This is a genomic window from Sphingobium sp. WTD-1 (assembly GCF_030128825.1).
Lineage (GTDB): Bacteria > Pseudomonadota > Alphaproteobacteria > Sphingomonadales > Sphingomonadaceae > Sphingobium.
Window position 1 is genome coordinate 710,138 of the sequence record NZ_CP119127.1, and the last position, 21,593, is coordinate 731,730.

The 21,593-nt window shown below is 64.7% G+C and carries 16 protein-coding genes; 14 read left to right on the forward strand and 2 right to left on the reverse strand.

The genetic code is table 11. From position 1 onward, the window contains the following. Positions 1-155 precede the first annotated feature (155 nt). Positions 156-1,034, reverse strand: a complete 879-nt coding sequence (locus tag N6H05_RS03660) for a 3-hydroxybutyryl-CoA dehydrogenase (protein ID WP_284112748.1) — start codon at positions 1,032-1,034, stop codon at positions 156-158. A gap of 167 nt (positions 1,035-1,201) precedes the next feature. Here N6H05_RS03660 and N6H05_RS03665 point away from each other — a divergent pair, with 167 nt between their 5' ends. The 7 genes from N6H05_RS03665 (at position 1,202) to N6H05_RS03695 (ending at position 6,750) form a co-directional block, all read left to right on the forward strand. Further along, the gene (locus N6H05_RS03665; protein WP_004209371.1) at positions 1,202-1,672 is read left to right on the forward strand and encodes a YbgC/FadM family acyl-CoA thioesterase; all 471 of its coding nucleotides are present in this window, start codon (positions 1,202-1,204) and stop codon (positions 1,670-1,672) included. Continuing rightward, positions 1,669-2,388, forward strand: a complete 720-nt coding sequence (gene tolQ, locus N6H05_RS03670) for a protein TolQ (RefSeq protein WP_004209370.1) — start codon at positions 1,669-1,671, stop codon at positions 2,386-2,388. The genes N6H05_RS03665 and tolQ overlap by 4 nt, the downstream gene beginning before the upstream one ends. Next, the gene (gene tolR / locus N6H05_RS03675; protein WP_004209369.1) at positions 2,388-2,858 is read left to right on the forward strand and encodes a protein TolR; all 471 of its coding nucleotides are present in this window, start codon (positions 2,388-2,390) and stop codon (positions 2,856-2,858) included. Before tolQ ends, tolR begins: the two co-directional genes overlap by 1 nt. A gap of 18 nt (positions 2,859-2,876) precedes the next feature. Continuing rightward, positions 2,877-3,848, forward strand: a complete 972-nt coding sequence (gene tolA / locus N6H05_RS03680; RefSeq protein WP_284112749.1) for a cell envelope integrity protein TolA — start codon at positions 2,877-2,879, stop codon at positions 3,846-3,848. Next, positions 3,845-5,179 carry a Tol-Pal system beta propeller repeat protein TolB gene (gene tolB, locus N6H05_RS03685; protein ID WP_284112750.1) on the forward strand — a complete coding sequence of 445 codons (1,335 nt, stop codon included), beginning with the start codon at positions 3,845-3,847 and terminating at the stop codon, positions 5,177-5,179. Before tolA ends, tolB begins: the two co-directional genes overlap by 4 nt. Positions 5,180-5,298: 119 nt before the next feature. Beyond that, entirely contained in the window at positions 5,299-5,811 is a 513-nt protein-coding gene (pal, locus tag N6H05_RS03690) for a peptidoglycan-associated lipoprotein Pal (RefSeq protein WP_159367574.1), read from the forward strand. A 162-nt stretch (positions 5,812-5,973) separates the two neighbouring features. After that, entirely contained in the window at positions 5,974-6,750 is a 777-nt protein-coding gene (locus N6H05_RS03695) for an IclR family transcriptional regulator (RefSeq protein WP_037508079.1), read from the forward strand. Positions 6,751-6,903: 153 nt separating this feature from the next. Here N6H05_RS03695 and N6H05_RS03700 read toward each other — a convergent pair whose 3' ends face one another. After that, positions 6,904-9,846, reverse strand: a complete 2,943-nt coding sequence (locus N6H05_RS03700) for a TonB-dependent receptor (RefSeq protein ID WP_284112752.1) — start codon at positions 9,844-9,846, stop codon at positions 6,904-6,906. A gap of 335 nt (positions 9,847-10,181) precedes the next feature. Here N6H05_RS03700 and N6H05_RS03705 point away from each other — a divergent pair, with 335 nt between their 5' ends. From N6H05_RS03705 to N6H05_RS03735, 7 genes are all read left to right on the forward strand, one after another. Beyond that, positions 10,182-11,408 (forward strand): rhamnogalacturonan acetylesterase, encoded by a 1,227-nt coding sequence (locus N6H05_RS03705; protein WP_284112753.1) that lies wholly within the window; start codon positions 10,182-10,184, stop codon positions 11,406-11,408. Between the two features lie 11 nt (positions 11,409-11,419). Next, on the forward strand, positions 11,420-12,955 hold the full coding sequence (locus N6H05_RS03710) for a rhamnogalacturonidase (RefSeq protein WP_284112754.1): 1,536 nt from the start codon (positions 11,420-11,422) through the stop codon (positions 12,953-12,955). Positions 12,956-13,059: 104 nt separating this feature from the next. Then, positions 13,060-13,374, forward strand: a complete 315-nt coding sequence (locus tag N6H05_RS03715) for an L-rhamnose mutarotase (RefSeq protein ID WP_010339248.1) — start codon at positions 13,060-13,062, stop codon at positions 13,372-13,374. Between the two features lie 21 nt (positions 13,375-13,395). Further along, positions 13,396-16,404, forward strand: a complete 3,009-nt coding sequence (locus N6H05_RS03720) for a glycoside hydrolase family 35 protein (RefSeq protein ID WP_284112756.1) — start codon at positions 13,396-13,398, stop codon at positions 16,402-16,404. Beyond that, positions 16,405-17,520, forward strand: coding sequence for a beta-galactosidase BglB (bglB, locus tag N6H05_RS03725; RefSeq protein ID WP_284112757.1), 1,116 nt, complete (start codon positions 16,405-16,407; stop codon positions 17,518-17,520). A 28-nt stretch (positions 17,521-17,548) separates the two neighbouring features. Next, entirely contained in the window at positions 17,549-19,144 is a 1,596-nt protein-coding gene (locus tag N6H05_RS03730) for a rhamnogalacturonidase (RefSeq protein ID WP_284112758.1), read from the forward strand. Further along, on the forward strand, positions 19,144-21,576 hold the full coding sequence (locus N6H05_RS03735) for a glycosyl hydrolase 115 family protein (RefSeq protein ID WP_284112759.1): 2,433 nt from the start codon (positions 19,144-19,146) through the stop codon (positions 21,574-21,576). Before N6H05_RS03730 ends, N6H05_RS03735 begins: the two co-directional genes overlap by 1 nt. The last annotated feature ends 17 nt before the right edge of the window (positions 21,577-21,593 follow it).

Here is a 21,593-nt window from a genome sequence, read left to right on the forward strand (position 1 = left end):
CAAGGCCGCCCTGCCTGACCGTTTGAGAAAGCCGGTACCAGCCCGCTCCCCCGCCCAACCACCCGATACAGTGTCATCCTGTCGGGTGGTTGGGCGGGGGAGCGGGCTGGTACCGCGCTGAAAAATCGCTCTTTCGCGATTTTCCAAACAGGCTCTTACCGGGTCGGGACGGGTTCCGGCCCCGAATAATCATAGAAGCCCCTGCCGGTCTTGCGGCCATACCAGCCGGCCTCGACATATTTGACCAGCAGCGGCGCCGGGCGATATTTGGGATCGCCGGTGGTGGTAAGGAAGACGTTGAGGATTTCGAGCGCGGTGTCGAGGCCGACGAAATCGAGCAGGGTCAGCGGCCCCATCGGATGGTTGAGGCCAAGCTTGCAGCCCTGGTCGATGTCGGTGACACTGCCGACACCCTCACCCAGCACGAACACCGCCTCGTTCAGCATCGGCAGCAGGATGCGGTTCACCACGAAGCCGGGCGCGTCAAAGGCATGGACCGTGGTCTTGCCGATCTTCGCGGCGAAACCCTCGACCGCGGCGACCGTCTCGGGCGAGGTGGCGAGGCCGCCAATGACCTCGACCAGCACCATCACCGGCACCGGATTGAAGAAATGGACGCCGACGAAGCGGCTGGCGTCGGGCGCGGCCTGGGCGAGGCGGGTGATCGGGATGGACGAGGTGTTGGTGGCGAGGATGGCGTCGGGCGCCAGGATCTTGCCGACATTGGTGAAGATGGTGCGCTTGACCTCTTCCCGCTCGGTCGCGGCCTCGATCACCAGCTGGGCGCCGGCGAGCGGCGCGATCTCGCCGACCGGGGTGATGCGGGCAAGCGCGGCATCGGCATCGGCCTGGCTGATCTTTTCCTTTTCGACCGCGCGGGCCAGCAGCTTGGCAATGCCAGCCTTGCCCTTTTCGGCGCGGGGCAGGTCGATGTCGGACAGGATCACGTCATAGCCGGCCTGGGCGGCGACCTGGGCAATGCCCGCCCCCATCTGGCCGGCGCCGATCACGCCCACGGTCTTTATGTCGGTCATGTCCCATTCTCCTCACCAAATGTTCGTTCCAGTCACCCCTACCGACAAGTAAGGCCACGCGCCAAGCCCCTTCGCGGGCGGCGAACGGGCCATCGCGACGGATGGATGGTTCGCCCGCGCGATTTTCCGCCTTTGCGCGAACCGCACGCCATGCTTAATAGCCGCCCATGCCCCTTGCCGATCCCCTGCCAGCGCCCGCATCCGGACGGTTCATCGCCGCCGTGCATCATTTCCCGCTGCGCATCTATTTCGAGGATACGGACCTGTCGGGGCTGGTTTATCACGCCAATTATCTGCGCTATATGGAGCGCGCCCGGTCCGACATGCTGCGCATCGCCGGCATCGACCAGCGCGCCAATCATGAAGGCGGCGAAGGCGTCTATGCCGTCACCGACCTGAAACTCGCCTATCGCCGTCCCGCCCGGCTGGACGATGACCTGATGGTCGTCAGCCAGGTGATGGAGGTGCGGGCCGCCAGCTGCGTCATTCAGCAAAGAGTCATGCGCGGCGAGGACATATTGACCGACGGCGTCATCACCGTCGCCTATCTGACACCCCAGGGACGACCGCAGCGCCAGCCGCGCCCCTGGATCGAGATTTTCAGCCGTTTGATGCGAGGGGAAGACATCCACCCATGAACCTGTCCATGCCTGACGTCGGCGCCGCCGTTGGCGCCGCAGCCGACGCCGCCACCATTTCGCCGCTCGCCCTGTTCCTGCAGGCCGACATCGTCGTGAAGGGGGTGATGCTGGGCCTGTTGCTGGCCAGCATCTGGACCTGGGCGATCATCATCGGCTTCAGCTTCACCCTGCGCAAGGCGAGCAAGCAGAGCCGCGCGTTCGAGGCGGATTTCTGGAAGGCGGACGATATTGACCGTTTCTATGAAGCCCGCGGCAAGGCCGAATTCCCGGCCGCCAAGGTGATGGCCGCCGGCGTCACCGAATGGCGCCGCTCCACCGCGCAGAAGGTGATCGACCGCGACGGCACGCGCGACCGGCTGGCGACCAGCATGTCGAGCACGATCGCGGCCGAGGTCGACCGCCTGTCGGACCGGCTGAACATCCTGGCGACGGTCGGTTCGGTTGCGCCGTTCGTCGGCCTGTTCGGCACCGTGTGGGGCATCATGCGCGCCTTCACCTCGATCGCCGCCGCGCAGAACAGCTCGCTCGCCGTCGTGGCGCCGGGCATTGCCGAGGCCCTGTTCGCGACCGCGATCGGCCTGTTCGCCGCCATCCCGGCGGTGATTGCCTACAACCGGTTCAGCCATGGCATCAACCGGATGGAATCGCGCCTCAACCGCTTTGCCGATGGCTTCTACGCGACGCTGAGCCGCGAGCTTGAGGCCCAACGCTGATGGCGATGTCCGGTCCTCCGTCCGGTCGGCGCGGGCGCAATCGCGCGCCGATGGCGGACATCAACGTGACGCCGCTGGTCGACGTCATGCTGGTGCTGCTGATCATCTTCATGGTGACCGCGCCGCTGCTGGTGACCGGCGTGCCGGTCAACCTGCCCGAGACGCGCGCCAAGGGGCTGGACCAGGACGCCAAGCCGACGGTGGTGTCGATCGATCGCGACGGCGCCATCTATGTCGACGAAGACGTGGTTAGCGACGCCGACCTGCCCGACCGGCTGGCCGAGATCGTGTCGGCCAATGCCGGCAAGCCCGATGCGCCGCAAATCTTCCTGCGGGCGGACACGGCGCTGGATTATGGCCGGGTGATGCGGGTGATGGGCGAGCTCAACCGGGCCGGCCTCAACAAGGTGGCGCTGGTCAGCACCGGCGGGCAGGACGGCGCCGACGATGTCAGCGCAGGTTCAGAATAGGGGCCATAGGTCAAACCGATGGAACGCGCGGAAAAAATCGGCCTTGGCGTTGCGACGGCAGGACATGTCCTGCTGTTCGGCCTGCTGTCGGCCGGGTTCCTGGCGACGCCCAATCCGCTTAAGCTGAACAGCCCGCCGATGGATGTCAGCCTGGTGGACGAGGTGGCGCTGCAATCGACCGCGCCGCGCATTTCGACCGAGCCGCCACCGCCCAGCGTCGCGCCTGAGAAGGGCCCGACCGAGGATGCCGCGCCCGCCGCCCAGCCCGAGCCGGCCCCCATGCCCGAGCCGACCCCGGCGCCGCCCAAGCCAAAGCCGGTCCCGCCCAAGGAGGTCGCGAAGCCCGCGCCGCCCAAGCCGAAACCGACGCCACCGAAGAAGGAAACGCCCAAGGCGGCGCCCAAGCCCAAGCCGGCACCCGAAAAGCCGGCAGAAAAGCCCAGGGCGAAGCCGGTGCCGGAGAAGCCCAAGGCAGCGGCCGCCGCGCCGGCCAAGGCCAGCGCCAAGCCCGCGCCCAAGGCCGCCAAGCCGGCGGCCGCATCGGGATCGGGCAAGGCCGCGGCCAAGCCCAAGGGATCGCTGCTGGGCAATGATTTCCTCAAAGGCATCGACACCAGCGCCGACGCGCCGCGCAAGCCGGCCGCCGCGCCACAGGCCACCGCCATGGGGCCGCAGCAGAAGGCCGCGCTCGACGCCGAGATCCGCCGGCAATTGAAGCCCAACTGGCGCCCGCCGTCAGGCGCGGATGCCGATCAGCTGGTGACCCTGCTGGAAGTGCGGCTGGACAAGAATGGCGCGGTAATCGGTACGCCCGAAGTGATCGACCAGTTGGGCGTCACCGCCAGCAACCGGCCCCAGGCCAAGCTGCATGCGGAGCGCGCGATCCAGGCGGTGAAGCTCGCTTCGCCCTTCCGCAATTTGCCGCCCGAATATTATGAACAATGGAAATGGCTGCGGCCACTCCGCTTTGACGCGAGGCTGACCCGATGACGACGACCCTGCTCCGCCGCCTGGCCGCGGCGACCGCCGCCCTGCTCGCCTTCACCGCCATGCCCGCGCTGGCGCAGCTGTCGGTCGACGTGACCGGCGATATCGACAGCAATTTGAAGATCGCGGTGCCCGCCCTGCCGGCGCAGCAGGATGTGGCGACCCCGGCCGGCACCGCCACTGAACTGGGCCGCAAGATCGCCGAGGTGATCGCCACCGACCTCAAGGGATCGGGCCTGTTCGATCCGTCCGGCCCGGCCGGCATGCCAGCGCTCGCTTTCCCGGAAGTGACCAATCCGGTCTATGACAAATGGGGTGCCTATCAGGCGCTGGTGCAGGGCTTTGTCCGCACCACCGGCGGCGAGGCCGACATCACTGTGGGCTGCTATCTCTACGACGTGGCGCTGAAGCAGGAACTGACGCGCCAGGGCTATGTCGTCGCGCCGCGCGACTGGCGCCGCGCCGCGCATAAATGCGCTGACGCCATTTATGCCCGGCTGTCGGGCGAGAGCCCCTTCTTCGACAGCCGCATCGCCTATATCGCCGAGAGCGGCCCCAAGGATAACCGCGTCAAGCGCCTCGCCATCATGGATTCCGATGGCGCCAACCACCGCTTCATCACCAATGGCCAGTCGATCGCCCTGACCCCGCGCTTCTCGCCCGATTACAAGTCGATCGTCTATGTGAGCTATCTGGGCAGCCGGGTGCGCATCTATGTCTATGACATCGGCACCGGGCAGCAGCGGCTGGTGACCGAAAGCAACAACACGACCTTCGCGCCGCGCTGGTCGCCCGATGGCCGCAACATCCTGTTTTCGATGGCGGTGTCGGGCAATACCGATATCTATCGCGTATCGGCCCAGGGCGGCGCGCCGGTGCGGCTGACCAATTCGCCGGGCATCGATGTCGGCGGTTCCTATTCGCCGGACGGTCGCCAGATCGTGTTCGAAAGCGACCGGTCGGGCGGGCAGCAAATCTATGTGATGAATGCCGATGGATCGAACCAGCGCCGCATCAGCCATGGCGGCGGCCGCTATGCGACGCCCGAATGGAGCCCGCGCGGCGACCTCATTGCCTTCACCAAGCTGTCGGGCGATTTCAAGATCGCGGTGATGACGCCGAGCGGCGACAATGAGCGCATCCTGACCAATGGCTGGCAGGACGAGCAGCCGACCTGGTCGCCCAATGGCCGCGTGCTGCAATTCTTCCGCACCACGCCGGGCCGCCAGGGCAGCAGCCAGGTGTGGCAGGTCGACCTGACCGGCGTGAACGAACGGCGCATCCCGACTCCGCTCAGCGGCTCCGACCCGGCCTGGGGTCCGTTGCTGCCATAAGTTTTCCACAGCTTTTCTAACCGATAGGGAACCCTATCGGGTTGACAGCGTAACGATTTTTACCAACCATGTTGTTGCCCGTCCGGGTGGCAGCTTGGCGATATCCTTAGGAGACCCCGATGAAGATCACCCGGCCCCTGCTCATGGCAACCGCCGTCCTGGCCCTCGCCGCCTGTTCGAAGAAGCCGCCGGCCGAACTGCCGCCGGCACCGGGTGGCAGCGACACGACCCAGACGGGCGGCTCCACCGGCCAGACCGGCCCGGTCAAGGGCAGCCAGGAAGATTTCGTCGCGTCGGTTTCGTCCGACCGCATCTTCTTTGGCCTCGACCAATATGATGTCGATGCCGAGGATCAGGCGACGTTGCAGAGCCAGGCCGCCTGGCTGCAGCAGAACCCCAATGTCCGCATTACCATCGAAGGTCATGCCGACGAACGCGGCACCCGCGATTACAATATCGCACTGGGCGACCGTCGCGCCAATGCGGCCAAAAATTATCTCGCATCGCTGGGCATTTCGCCCAGCCGCATCAATACCGTGAGCTATGGCAAGGAACGGCCGGCCGCTCTGGGTTCGGACGAGGCAAGCTGGGCGCAGAACCGCCGCGCAGTGACCGTTACCGTCCAATATTGATCCCCGTCGGGTCGCGACTGACGGCTATGGGCCCGCCGATTTCGATCGGCGGGCCCTTATGTTTTTGGGCCGACCGCGATCATTGCTCCATCGTTGCGAAATTCGTTTCCGATATGTGGGACGACCCTATATATGGGACGAAAACAGGAAGCGAAAAAACATATGCAAGATGGCGAAGAGAAGCAGGAACAGGGCGTTAAGGGCACGCAGACGCTGATGCGCGCGCTCGATATCATGGACGAGGTGATCGACGGACCGATCCGTGCCGCCGATCTGGCCCGCAAGCTGGGCATGAGCAAGACCACCGCACACCGGCTAGTGCAGGCGCTGAAATCGCGCGACTATCTGGCGGTGACGCGCAACGGCTTCGCGCTTGGCCCCAAGCTGTTGCAACTGGGCGTGCTGGCGACCGAGCAGATCGACTATGTCCGCGTCGCCCGCCCGTTCATGGAATTGCTGTCGGAAAAGACCGGCTTTTGCGTGTTCGTGGGCAAGCGCGAGGGCGACTGGTCGCGCCATCTGGACCGGGTGACCGGCAACCAGCGGCTGCGCGTCGCGACCGCGCCGGGCGATCGTCGTCCGGTCGCCGAAACCGGCCTGGGCAAGGCGCTGCTGCTGGACGAGGATGAGGCGACCTGGGAACGGCTCTATGTCGAGGCCAAGGGCGGCGAGGCCAGCCGCAAGCAGATCGACGCCTATATTGCCGAGATGCGGGTCCACAAGGCGCGCGGCGAAGTGCTGCACGACAGCGAACTGGGCGATGGCGTGCGGTCGATCGCGGTGCCGGTGCGCGATGCCAAGGGACAGATCTGCGTCGCCATCTCGATCGCGAGCGCGGCCCATTATCTGACCGACGATGTCCGCCCGGCGCTGGCCGAGCAGGTGATGAAGTCGGCCGAACAGATCAGCGCCGCCGTGGGCTTCAGCGGCCAGCGCTGAATTTCCTTTCGTCCCAAACAAGAAAATGGGCACGGTTACCATTGGTAACCGTGCCCGCCAGATAAAAATGGAGCCTGATTCACGCCTTCGGTGAAAGCGCAAAGCGCTTCCACCTCAGACGATCAGGCTCCAAGGTTGGGGAGGACTGGGAAATTACATCCGGTAGGTCACGCCGAAGGTGAAGGTGCGGCCGATGCGGGTTTCGAACAGCGTGTCCTGACGCTGGCTGTCGATATAGAGGCGGTTCTGCTCGTCGGTCAGATTCTGCGCCTCGACGATGATCTTCAGGCGATCGGTGACATTATAGCTGGCCGACGCATCCATGTAGAAGGTCTTGGCATTGCCCTGAAGGTCGCTGCCGGGCGAGGCCGGAATGCCGCGGATGAACTTGTCGCGGAAGTTGCCGGTGGTGCGGATCGAGAATTTGTCATCCTCATAATAGAGCGTGCCCGACGCGGTGTTCGGCGACAGGCCGACCAGGTCCGCCGTGGTCGTCACGGTCGGCACGCCGTTCACGCTGGCGAGGATATAGTCGATCTTCGACGTGACATGGGTGTAGTTGGCCAGCACGCCGAAATTGCTGAAGAAGCCGTCGAGGAAAGTGAAGGGAATCTGGGCATTGAGCTCGATACCCTTGAGCTTGCCGCCCGGCGTGTTGAAGGGTTGCGACACCGTGAACAGTTCGGTCGGCAGCGTGTTGCTGTTTTCCAGCAAGGCATCCGGCAGGCCGAGTTGATTGAATGGAATCTGGCTGTTCACATTCTGGATGAAGCTCTTGATATCCTTGTAGAAGAAGGCAGCCGAGAGCAGCGAGCCGGGGCGGAAATACCATTCGACCGCAACGTCGAAGGTGTTGGCGCGGATCGGGTCGAGGAACGGATTGTTGACATTGCCGACGCGAGTGACCGGATTGACGCCGCTGGTCGGGGTCAGCAGGCCGAGTTCCGGACGGGCCATGACCTTGGCACCGGAGAAGCGGACCAGGACATTCTCGACCGGTTCGACGACGATGTTCGCCGAGGGCAGCCAGTCGTCATAGCTGTTGGTGGCGGCCGCGAACTGGCCGGTCAGCCCGGTCGGCGAACTGGCCCGAGCCACGGCGACATAGCCCGACGACAGCATATCCGTCTTGACGTAGCGCACGCCCACATCGCCACGAACGCCAAGGCCGATCGCATCGCTCAGGTCGAAATTGGCCATGAGATAGCTGCTCATGACTTCTTCGCGCACGCGGCTGCGGCCGCCGCCACATTCCACGCCGCAATAGCGGACATCGTCAAAGCCGAAGGTGTCGGCCCATTTGTCGGGATCGATCGCGGCCCAGCTGGACGGTGCGCCATGGCCCCACAGCTTGTCGACGCCGGTAATATTGGTGGTGATATCGGCCAGCGTCGTGCCGGCCGGCAGCGCCCGCACCACGGTATCGGCATTATAGGGGCGCAGGAAGGTCGAGAGGAAATTGCTGCGCCGATATTGCGCGCCACCCTTGATCGAGAAGGCGTCGCTGACCGTCCATTTGAGGTTGATGTCGGCGGTCATGTTGTCGGTGGTGTTCTTCGACGGCTTGCCCTGATAGCTGAAGCCGCCCAGGACGGTGCCGTCAGAACGGCCCGGCGCATAGTTGAAGCTGGCCGGGTCATTGACGTCGATGCCGAAGCCCAGCGTCGGCGTAGTGCCGCCCTTGCTATAGTCGATAGAGAAACCGTCGGTGTCGATCGCGTCCATGAAGGTCTGCAGACGCTTCTTGCCGTCCCAGATGGACCGGTTGAAGCCGACGATGCCGCTCAGTTCCAGACTGTCGTTGAGGCGACGGCGGAAGTTGAGGTTGGCCTGCTTGAAGGTCGAAACGAAATGATCGACCAGCCCTTCGGAACGGACATCGACGCCGTCGAACACGCCCTGGACCAGCGAGCCATTCTCGTCGAACTCGATATCGCGCACGGAGGTCATCGGCTGGCCGTTATTGGCGGCCGAGCGGGCGAAGGAGATGGCGGCGATATAATTGTCGCGCCGGGTCACCTCGAACCGCGAATAGAGCATGTCGAGCGAGATGTCGGTATCGTCGTCGGGGTTGAACTGCAGGGTCAGCGATCCGCCGATGCGTTCCTGATTCTGTTCCGAATTGAGGTAGCGCGGAATGCGCGGCAGGAAGGCGCCGCTGCCCGGCGTGTTGGGCAGGTCGTCGCGACGCAGATCATAGATGGCCTGATAGGCGGCGCTGGTGCTGGTGCGCGGATTGCCGGTCGAGCAATTGAGCGCATCGGCGCCCTTGGCAGCATTGTCGGCCGGGTTTTGCGGCGCGAAGCCGACCGGCGAGCAGAAACCGCCATTGGTATTGGCCGACAGGATGTCCACCGCCGAATAGCCGACTTCGCGGATGTGCCGCTTCTGATAGGCGACCGAGCCGAGGATGCCGAAGCCGCTGTCGCCGAACTTCTTCGACACCAGCAGCGAGGCACGCGGATCGACCTCCTTCGACAGCTCGTTATAGACGCCGCGCGCGGTCATCGAGAGGACGAAATCCTCCTTCTGCTCCATCGGCTTGGGCGCGCTCAGATCGACCGTTGCGCCAAGCGAGCCTTCCTCGACATCGGCCGAGGGGGTCTTGCGCACCGACAGGGCCGAGAAGATTTCGGTCGGGAAGACGTTGAAGTCGAAGCTGCGGCCATTGTTGCCGGCGCCGTAAATGTCCGACGAACCGGTCTGCGACGTGCCTTCCATGCCGTTGATGCGGGTGCGGGTGAAGGCCGGGCCAAGGCCGCGGACCGAGATGTTGCGGCCTTCGCCGCCGTCGCCGCGCTGGAGCGCGATGCCCGGCACGCGCTGCATCGATTCGGCGAGGTTGGAGTCGGGGAACTTGCCGATATCTTCGGCGACGATCGAGTCGATCGCAGCGGCTTCCTGCCGCTTCATGCTGAGCGCACTGTTGAGCGAGGCGCGGAAGCCGGTGACGACGATGTCGGCATTTTCCTGGTCAGGCTGTGCCTGCGGCGCCTGGTCCTGCGCCAAGGCCGGCGCGCCCGCCATCATGGCGACGGCCAGCGCGATCACCGACGAACGGCGCGCGGACGCAATACGGCTGTAATGCTCGATCATGACTTCCTCCCCAATGTGCCGGCCCTCGCCAGCATTCCCACTATGTGAAATTTCGTGTCACACTATATTATATTTCACGACATTTCCATAAAAATCATAATATGAGCGCAAGTTCCACCATGTGGACCAATGCAGCGCACATCATCTTCGATACGGTTACCCATTGACCTGAATTTTATCCCTATATATGGATCATTAAGTCATTTTGTGAGACGATCCACCGTGATCAACGCTCGATCAGTGTTTGCCGCCTCTGCACGGGCGGCCTTCTCGGGGAGCGCATTGCCATGCGCTCCCCTTTTTGCCTGCCAGCCCTTTTCGGGATAAACAGCGTCATGTCGCTTAGCACCGCTCTTGCCCTGCTGCTGATGGCAGCATCGCCCACCGCCGCGGCAGAGCCCGCTTTTCCCATGAATTTCGACCTGTCGAACGGCAGCACCGAACGGCAGACGCCCTATCGCACCGGGAACCATGGGATGGAGTCCCATGGCACGGCCAGTGATTTTCTGTTTTCCGTAGCGGTCCCGGACGGCACCTATCGGGTGACGGTAAGACTGGGGGCCAGCGATGCCGCGGGCGACACGACGGTAAAGGCGGAAGCCCGACGGCTCATGCTGCGCAATGTCGAAACCCGCAAAGGCCAGTTCATCCAGCGCCAGTTCCTGGTCGACAAGCGCTCCCCCGTGCTGACAGCGCCGCCAGCCAATGCGCCTGGCGGCACCCGCGTCCGGATCGATGCCAACGACGCCAAGGAATTTACCTGGGACGACAAGCTGACGCTCGAATTTCTCGGGCAGCCTGAAGTGTCGTCAGTCCGGATCGAGCCCGTGACCGCCCCTACCATCTTCCTGGCCGGCGATTCGACCGTAACCGATCAATATGCCGAACCAGCGGCAAGTTGGGGCCAGATGCTGCCGGCAATGCTCGACAACAGCATCGCCGTCGCCAACCACGCCAAGTCGGGCGCGACGCTCAAATCCTTCATTACCGAATTGCGATTCGACAAATTGCTGGCATCGATCAAGCCGGACGATTGGGTGTTCATCCAGTTTGGCCATAATGACCAGAAGCAACAATGGCCGCAAACCTATGTCGATGCGGCCACGACCTACCCCGCCTATCTGCATCTCTACATCGCCGAGGTGCAGCGGCGCGGCGCCCATGCCGTGCTGGTGACGTCGCCCGAGCGCCGCAATTTCGATGAACGGGGCAAGGTCAAGGATACGCTGGGCAGCTATGCCGCAGCCATGCGCAAGCTGGCCGCGGAGGAGCATGTGCCGCTGATCGACCTCAATGCCGACAGTCGCGCCATTTACGAGGCGCTCGGTCCCGATGTCGCACCGAGCGCCTTCAACGACAATGGCAATGACAAGACCCACCACGACAATTACGGCGCCTGGCTTCTGGCCAATGCGATAGCAGAGCAGATACGCGCCCGGATTCCGGCGCTGGCGCCCCATGTCATCGCCCCTGCCTTCGTCCCGAGCCGCCCCCCCAGTGCCGCCGCCGTGGCGATCGTTCCCAGCGCGCGTCACAGCAGCCAGCGGCCTGCCGGCAGTTGAGCGGTTCGATCATGAGCCGTCGCGATACCCTGCTGGGGCTGACCGCTGGTGGGCTGCTGATGCCCACAGCCGCCCGGCCCTTTGCCGGTCATGCGACGCGGCGTTTCGACGTGCGCGACCATGGTGCGCGCGGCGACGGCATCGCGATCGACAGCGATGCGATCAATGCGGCGATCCTGGCCGCGTCGCGGGCGGGTGGCGGCACGGTGCTGCTGCCGCGCGGCCGCTATCTCTGCTTCTCGATCCGGCTGAAAAGCCATGTCACCCTGGTGATCGGCGAAGGCGCGGTGATCGAGGCGGCCGATCCGGCGCGCCATGCCGGCCGCTATGACCTGCCCGAGACGGGGATCGACCAGCTTTATCAGGATTTCGGCCATAGCCATTGGCACAACAGCCTGATCTGGGGCGAGGATCTGGTCGAGGTCGCGATTCTTGGCCCCGGCATGATCCACGGCCTGGGCCTGACCCGCGACGGGCCGGGCGCGCGCTGGAAGAAGCAGGCCGGCGAACGGCCGCTGTCGATGCGCGGCATGAGCGACGCACAGATTGCCGAGCTGGAGCCCGATGCCGCGAAGATGAATGGCCTTGGCAACAAGGCGATTGCGCTGAAGAATGGCCGCGACATTCATTTGAGCGGCTTTTCGATCCTGAAGGGCGGGCATTTCGCGATCATCGCGACCGGTACGCAGCAATTGCGCATCGACAATGTAGCGATCGACACCGAGCGCGACGGCATCGACCTCGACTGCGTGCGCGACGTGGTGGTGGAACGCTGCCGGGTCAATTCGCCCAATGATGACGGCATCGTCGTCAAGAGCAGCTATGCGCTGGGCCGGGCGATCGCGGCGGAGGATATCCTGATCCGCGACTGCGACGTGTCCGGCTATGACATGGGATCGATGCTGGACGGCACGAAGCGCACCACGCAGCAGATCGCGCCCGACCAGGACCGGGTCACCGGCCGGATCAAGCTGGGCACCGAGAGCAATGGCGGATATCGCAATATCCGGATCGAGGATTGCCGCTTCACCCGCTGCCGCGGGCTGGCGCTGGAAACCGTCGATGGCGGGGTGATGGAGAATATCGTCGCGCGGCGGCTGACGATGCGCGAGGTGACGACCGCGCCGATCTTCCTGCGCATCGGCGACCGGCGGCGCGGACCGGACGGCACCGGCATCGGCGCGATCAACGGCGTGGAGATCAGCGAGGTGGATGCGCGCGGGATCGATCATCGCTTTCCCGCGAGCATAGCCGGCCTTCCGGGCCATCCGGTGCGCGACGTGACGCTGCGCGACGTGCATCTGGCCTATCAGGGTGGCGGCACCGCGCAGGATGCGGCGCGCAGGCCCGCCGAACTGGCCGATGCCTATCCCGAACCCAGCATGTTCGGGGTACTGCCCAGCTGGGCACTATGGGCGCGCCATGCCGAGCGGCTGACGATCGAGCGCTTTTCCGCCGAGACGGCGACGCCCGACGCACGGCCATCCGCGCTGTTCGACGATGTGGCGGGCCTGACGATCCGCAACAGCCCGATCCTGGCGCGCTGAAACGGGCATCGTCCCACCCATTCTTAGCATTTGACGAACATGTGGGACGATGTTACCCAAATATCGGTTTCGAGTTCCATAATATGGTTCACAGGGGAGAGCCGATGTCCGTCCACGCCTTCAAGATGCAGCTCAAGCCCGGCGTGGTCGCGGAATATCGCAAGCGCCATGACGAGATCTGGCCCGAGCTGTCGGCGCTGCTGACCGAATCGGGCATCCATGACTATTCCATCTTCCTGGACGAAGAGACGCTGAGCCTGTTCGCGGTGCTGAAGCTGCGCGAGGACAATAGTCGCGACAGCCTGCCCGACCATCCGGTGATGAAGCGCTGGTGGGATTATATGGCGCCGCTGATGGAGGTGCAGCCGAGCAACCAGCCCAAGGAATGGCCGCTGTCGCTGCTGTTCCACATGGATTGAGTGCAGGACAGGCTGACATCCATGCGTAGCTTCATCGCCGCCCTCGCCCTTGGCACCATGCTGGCCACGCCCGTCCTGGCGCAGCAGGCCAAACCAACCGCCAACCTCTCCGCGCCGGTCAAGACGTTCGGCCGCGTGTCCTATGATGCGCGATCGCTGATGATCGACGGCAAGCGGATGGTGATCTGGTCGTCGGAATTCCATCATTTCCGCCTGCCCTCGCCCGATCTGTGGCGCGACATCCTGCAGAAGATGAAGGCGAGCGGATTCAACAGCGTCGCCGTCTATTTCGACTGGGGTTTCCACAGCCCGAAAAAGGGCGTGTACGACTTTAGTGGTATCCGCGACATCGACCGGCTGCTGACGATGGCGGAGGAGGAAGGCCTCTATGTCATCACCCGCGCCGGTCCCTATGTGAATGCGGAACTGTCGCGCGGCGGCTTTCCCGGCTGGCTGGTCAACCAGCGCGCCCGCGCCCGTACCGACGATCCCGATTACATGGCGGCGGCCGACGAATGGCTGACAAAGGTCAACGCGATCATCGCCAAGCACCAGATCAACAATGATCCCAGCCGCAAATATGGCGTGATCCTGCACCAGATCGAGAATGAGCTGGCGATGACCACGCCGGCCCAGCGGCGCTACATGGACCATCTCTATGCCAAGGCACGGGCCGACGGCATCACCGTGCCGCTGTTCCACAATGACCAGGGCCGCAACGGTTACTGGGCCCCGGAAAACAGCAAGGTGGACAAGGTCGTCCATGGCCCGAACGACATGTATGCGTTCGACGGCTATCCCGGCGGCACCTGCACTGTCGACGGCAAGCCGACGCGCGGGTCGGCCGCGCCCGACTGGGGCTATTATGGTCCCGGCGGCGCCAAGGGCGGCGCTTCGGCCTCGCCCGACACGCCCGGCTTCCTGGCAGAATTCGGCGGCGGCTGGTTCGACTATTGGGGATCGAACGGCGGCTATGAGTGCAACGCGATCCAGCGGGGCAAGCGATTCCAGCGCGTCTTCTATGGCACGAACCTGGCCAATGGCATCGGCATCCAGAGCTTCTACATGGGCTATGGCGGCACCAGCTGGGGCTGGCTACCCGCGCCGGTGGTGTTCAGCAGCTATGATTATGGCTCCGCCATTTCCGAGCCGCGCGAAATTCGCGAAAAGGCGCTGGAGATGAAGCAGCTGGGCGGCCTGATCGCCTCGGTGCCCGACATGGCCGGCATGATCCCGGCCGGGACGCCCGAGATCAGCTCGCCCAATATCCAAATCTATCACAACAAGAGCCCGGAGACGGACGCGCGTTTCCTGATGGTGACGCACAAGCCGTCCAACGGGCAGACGAGCGATGCTTTCAGCTTCACCGCCGACCTGCCGGATGGCCGCTATACCGTGCCGATGCAGCTTAATGGCTTTGATGCCAAATGGCTGGTCGCGGGCGTGACGCTGGGCGGGCAGCGGCTGGTCTATTCCAGTTCCGAACTCCAGTCGGCGCAGCAGATCGACGGCAATGACCTGATCCTGCTCTATGGCCGCGCCGGCGAGCCGGGCGAGACGGTGCTGCGCTATGCGTCCGCGCCCAAGGTGACGGTGCTGGAAGGCCAGGCGCGCAGCGCGTTCGATGCGGCCAAGGGCGACCTGAAGCTGGATTACAGTCATCAGGGCCGCGCCGTGGTGCGGATCGAGGGGGGCGGGCGTCCGCCGCTGACCCTGATCCTGGCCGACGAAGCCGAGGGCACGCGCTACTGGCGCGAGAAGGACATGCTGGTGCGCGGGCCGGCGCTGGTACGCAGCGCTGTCGCCAAGGGCGGTTCGCTGGCGCTGACCGGCGATACGAATGCAGCCAGCCCGCTCGAAATCTGGGCGCCCAAGGCGGTCCGTTCCGTCAGCTGGAACGGCACGAAGGTGACGACGAAGGCGACAGCCATCGGCAGCATCGCCGCCGTCCAGCCGCTCGCCGGCCCGGCCGATGTTGCGCTGCCGCCGCTCAACGACTGGCGCATGGCACAGGGTTCGCCCGAGGCGCAGCCCGGTTTTGACGACAGCGGCTGGCAGGCGATCGACAACCGGTCCTATGCCAGCACCACCGCCAAGCCCGACGGCCAGCCCAATATGTTGATGGACGCCTATGGCTTCCATGACGGCGATGTCTGGTATCGCGGCCGCTTCACCGGGTCGCCTGATGCAAAAGCGCTATCGCTTTATTATGGCGCGGGCGGTTCGGGGCTGGTGCAGGCCTGGGTCGACGGCAAGTTCCTGGGCGAAGGCGAGACGCCCGGCGGCCTGCCCCGGCCGATCACCACCGGCACGGCGCGCTTTGCCCTGCCGGCGGACGCGCAGGCGGCGGGCGAGCATGTGCTTTCCGTCATGGTCCGCAACAATGGCCATAACTGGGATCTGGACAGCGACGACTTCCACAAGGAAGCGCGCGGCCTCATCTCCGCATCGCTGGAGGGTGGCCCGAGCGGACGCAGCTTCGCGGTGCCGATCCACTGGAAGATTCAGGGCAAGCAGGGCGGCGAGGATCTGCCCGATGTCGCCCGTGGTCCGGCCAATAATGGCGGCCTTTATGGCGAGCGGATGGGCTGGCACCTGCCCGGCTTCAACGATGCCGGCTGGGCCAAGGCCAGCGTGCCCGCGAGTGAGGCGGCGGCCGGAACGAGCTGGTATCGCACCAGCTTTGCCCTCAACGTTCCCAAGGGGCAGGACGCGACCATTGGCCTGAGCTTCGGCGACGCCAGCAAGCCGCGTTCGCCGGTCCGTTACCGTGTGCTGGTCTTTGTCAATGGCTGGAACATGGGGCAGTTCATCGCCCATGTCGGGCCGCAGCGGACCTTCCCCATTCCCGAAGGCATCCTGAACCACAGGGGCCAGAACCATGTCGCGCTGGCCGTCACGTCCGACGGTCAGCCGGGCGATGCGCTCGAAACCGTACGCCTCGTCACCCTACGCAATGTGAAAGGCGGTCTGCCGGTGCAGATGGTGACCGCGCCAAACGCACCTTCAGACCTCAAGGAGACCAAGTAAGTGGCCGCTCTCACCCATGATGTACCGCGCCAGCAGGTCGTCGAATCCATCGACCGGCTGATGGACAATCTCGTCAATATCAAGGACGAGACAGGCGAATTCCTGCTCCATCTGGAAGATGGCCGCATCATCGACACCAAGGGCTGGGCCGGATGGGAATGGACCCATGGCGTCGGCCTGTTCGGCATGTGGCGCTATTTCGAGCAGACCGGCGACCAGAAGGCGCTGGGCATCATCAAGCAGTGGTTCGAGGATCGCTTTGCCGAAGGCACGCCGACCAAGAATATCAACACGATGGCTCCGTTCATCACGCTGGCTTATCTGTATGAATATGAGCCCGACCCGCGCTACATCCCCTATCTGGACGTCTGGGCCGAATGGCTGATGGCGGCCGATGGCCTGCCCAAGACCGAGGAAGGCGGGTTCCAGCACATCGTCTATAATGACGAGAATCCCGGCGAGATGTGGGACGACACGCTGATGATGTCGGTGCTGCCGCTGGCCAAGATCGGCCTGCTGCTGGGTCGCCCGGCCTATGTCGAGGAAGCCAAGCGCCAGTTCCTGGTCCATATCAAATATCTCTATGATACGAAGACCGGCCTGTGGTTCCATGGCTGGGACTTTAACGGCCGCCACAATTTCGCCGAAGCGCTGTGGGCGCGTGGCAATTGCTGGGTGACGATCGCCATTCCCGAGATCATCGAGATCCTCGACCTGAAGGAAGGCGATTTCTTCCGCACCTTCCTGATCGACACGCTGGCCGCCCAGGTGAAGACGCTGGCCGAGACGCAGGACGCCGAAACCGGCCTGTGGCACACGCTGATCGTCGATCCGACCAGCTATCTGGAAGCATCGGCCACCGCCGGCTTTGCCTATGGCATATTGAAGGCCGTGCGGAAGGGCTATCTGCCGCGCCATTATGAGGCGGTCGGCATCAAGGCGGTGCGCGGCGTGCTGGCGAACATCGACGAGACCGGCGAGCTGCAGCAGGTGAGCTTCGGCACGGCGATGGGCGACACGATGCAGTTCTACAAGGACATCGCGCTCACCTCCATGCCCTATGGCCAGAGCCTGGCCATGTGCGCACTCGGCGAGTTCCTGCGCACCTATATCTGAGTCACGGGAAACGGGGATCGAGGGGTAAATGGAAGGACCGTTCGATCGCCGTTTCCTGCTGAAAGGTGCCGCCGGCATATCCATGCTGGCGGCACTGCCCGCCTTTGGCCGCGCCCTGCCTCAGACCATGGTGCCGCAGGGCATGGTCAATGTCCGCGATTTCGGCGCGAAGGGCGATGGCAGCCATATCGACAGCCCGGCGATCGACCGGGCGATCGCCTTTGCTGCGGAGCGCGGCGGCGGGACGGTCTATGTCCCGCCCGGCAGCTATGCCAGCTATACCATTCACCTGAAGAGCAACATCACCCTGTGGCTCGACAGGGGCGCGACCCTGCTGGCCGCGGCCGTGCCGCTGACTGGCCTTCCCAATGGCGGCTATGATGCGGCCGAGCCGCAGGATCCAGCGATCGCGCCCTATCAGGATTATGGCCATAATCACTGGCGCAACAGCCTGATCCATGGCGAGGGGCTGCATGATATCGCGATCTGCGGCGACGGGCTGATCTGGGGCAAGGGGCTGAGCCGGGGGCATCCCGACACGGATCGGCCGGCCGCCGAACTGCCCGGCGTCGGTAACAAGGCGATCGCGCTCAAAAACTGCCGGAATGTCGCGCTGCGGGACTTTTCCATTCTGGAGGGCGGGCATTTCGCGCTGCTCGCCACCGGGGTCGACAATCTGCTGATCGACAACCTCACCGTCGACACCAACCGCGACGGCTTCGACATCGACTGCTGCCGCAATGTGCGGGTGAGCAACTGCACGCTCAATACTCCCTATGACGACGCGATCGTGCCCAAGTCCAGCTATGCGCTGGGCTATCCCCGCGCGACCGAGAATGTGACCATCACCAATTGCCATGTCAGCGGCTCCTATGTCGTCGGCACGCTGCTGGACGGGACGTTCCGGCCATTGGCGCGCAATCGTGACACCTGGCTGCTGGGCCGGATCAAGTGCGGCACCGAAAGCAATGGCGGGTTCAAGAATATCACGATCAGCAATTGCGTGTTCGACCAATGCTGGGGGCTGGCGCTGGAGACGGTGGACGGCGCGGTGATGGAGGATGTGACGATCAGCAATATCGCCATGCGCGGCTGTCACAGCCCGGCCCTGTTCCTGCGGCTGGGCCGGCGGATGCGCGGGCCGGCCGGCGCGGCGGTGGGATCGATGCGGCGGGTGCTGATCGACAATATCACCTGCCAGAGCGGGTCGATGCTGCCGTCGATCATCGCGGGTGTGGCCGGCCATCCGGTCGAGGACGTCCAGATCAGCAATATCTTCATCGACCAGCCGGGCGGTGGCGACGCGGCGATGGCGGCGATCGATCCACCGGCGAAGGAAGAGGATTATCCCGATCCCGACCGGTTCGGGCCCTTGCCGGCAAGCGGCTTCTTCATCCGTCATGCCCGCAACGTGGACCTGAGCCATGTCGACGTGCGAACATGGGCGGCGGATGCGCGACCGGCCTTCTGGCTGAAACATGTCGAGGGGTTTGACGGGTCCTATCTGAAGATGCCCGGCGGCGCGGATGCCTTCCGGCTGGAGCATGTGACCGGCTTTCGCAGCAGCGCGATCCGCGACTTGCCCGACCGGCGGATCGACACGGTCGGCATGGTGCGTTTCTGATGCGCTGGTGGCTGGCGCTGCTGCTGCTCGGTGCGACGCCGGCGCAGGCGGCCGACTGGGTGCGGTCGGTGGCGGAGCGGGGGGATTTCCCGCTGGTGGCGCAGGGGCAGGCGGCGCGGATCGTCACCGACCCGGCCGACGACGCCGTGGTAGGAATCGCCGCCGAGGATCTGAAACAGGATATTGGCCGGGTCACCGGCGCGGCCGAGGGCGGCGCGGCGCAGGTGTGGATCGGCACGCTGGGCCACAGTGAAGCGATCGACCGGCTGGTGGCGGACAAGCGGATCGACGTCGCGAAGCTGAAGGGCGCGTGGGAGAGTTTCCTGATCCTGCCGGTTGAGCGGCCGGCGCCCGGCGTGGCGCGCGCGCTGCTGATCATCGGCAGCGACCGGCGCGGCACCGCCTATGGCGCCTATGAACTGTCGCGCGCGATCGGCGTGTCGCCCTGGCACTGGTGGGCGGATGTGACGCCGCTGCATCGCGACGCGCTCTATGTGGCGAAGGATGCCCGGCGGTTCGGACCGCCTTCGGTCAAATATCGCGGTATCTTCCTGAATGACGAGGATTGGGGGCTGGTGCCCTGGGCGGCGGGCCATCATGCGCCGGACGAGAAACCGCTGGGGCCGAAGACTTATGCACAGGTTTTCGAGCTGCTGCTGCGGCTGAAGGCCAATCTGCTGTGGCCGGCGATGCACAAGGTGACGACGCCCTTCAACGCCGAACCGGCCAATGCAGCGCTGGCCGATCGCTATGCCATCATCATGGGATCGAGCCATGCCGAGCCGATGCTGCGCAACAATGTCGGCGAATGGACCGCGCCGGCCGAGGATTTCGATTATCTCAAGAACCCCGAAGGGGTGCGGCGCTATTGGGACGCGCGGGTGCGCAGCAATGCCCACTATGAGAGCATCTGGACGCTGGGGATGCGCGGCATCCATGACAGCGGCATGGTCGGGCCGAAAACGGTCGAGGACCGGCGCGCCACGCTGGAACGCATCTTTGCCGACCAGCGGGCGATGCTGGCCAGGGCCGGTGCGGCGGACGCGCCGCAGGTCTTCACGCCGTACAAGGAAGTGCTGGACGTCTATCGCGCGGGCCTCAAGGTGCCGGACGATGTGACGCTGATGTGGCCGGACGATAATTTCGGCTATATCCGCCACTTCCCCGATGCCGCCGAGCGGGCGCGCAAGGGCGGGTCGGGCGTCTATTATCATCTGTCCTATCTGGGCGCGCCACTCTCCTACCTATGGTTATCCACAACCCCGCCGGCGCTGATCCGGGAGGAAATGGGCCGCGCCTGGGATGCCGGCGCACGGCAGGTCTGGGTCGCCAATGTCGGCGACTTGAAGCCGGCGGAGTTGGCCACCGACTATTTTCTGAGCCTCGCCTGGGCTGTGGATAAGGTGCGGGCAAAGCCTGTGGATAAGTTTGTGGAAGACTGGGCGGCGGAGAATGTCGATGCCGCGCAGGCGCCCGCCATTGCCGCGATATTGCGCGATTATCACCGGCTGAATTTCGCCCGGCGGCCCGAGCATCTGCAGTGGAACCTGCCTGTGGATAAGTATCGGCAAAGCCCGCTGACGATCGGCGAGGCGGATGCGCGGCTGGCGGCGTTCGCGGCGATGGAAGCGGGGCTGGCAAAGGTCGAGCCGGCGATCCCGGCCGAGCGGCGCGACGCCTTCTATGAATTGCTGGCCTATCCGGTGCGGGCATCGGCGGCGGCAAACCGGCGTTTCTTTTCCGCCGAGGCGCATGACCGGCTGCGCGACAGCGACCTGGCCGAGGCGACGCGGCGCGGCAGGATCGCGCATGAGGCTGACAGCGAAATTGACAGGCTGACGACCTATTACAACCTCACGCTGGCGGGCGGAAAATGGCGCGGAATCATGGCGGTGGAGCCGGCGGACGGGCAATGGCGCAGCTATCGCCAGACGCCGGTGATCCTGCCACCGGTCGATGCGCTGGCGCCGCCGGCCGGGCCAGCCAAGGCGCAGCCGGCGGCCCCTGCCCTGCCGCTGCTGACGCCGGACCGATTCGCCGGATGGACGCGCGTGGAGGGGCTGGGGCGCCATGGCGCGATGCTGGCGTCGAGTGGCAAGGCCGGGGCGAGCCGCGCGACGATAGACCTGCCGCCCGGCGAATGGACCGCGCTTGTGGATATCTTGCCGACCTATGCCGACCGGGATGGCGACGCGCTGCACATGACCATTGGCATCGACGGCGTGACGCAGGCGCTGGAGAGTCGGCGCGAGACCGGTAGTCGCGACTGGGCGATGGGGGTGCTGGACAATCGGGCGACCATGACGTTAACGCAACGACTGAACGGCGGGCAGCATGTCGTGACGCTGGAGCGCGCCGATCCCGGCGTGCTGATCGAGGCGATCCGCTTCGTGCCGGCGACCGCAGAAAAGGCCGAGAACGGCTTGCATTAGTCTCATATCGTGTGATA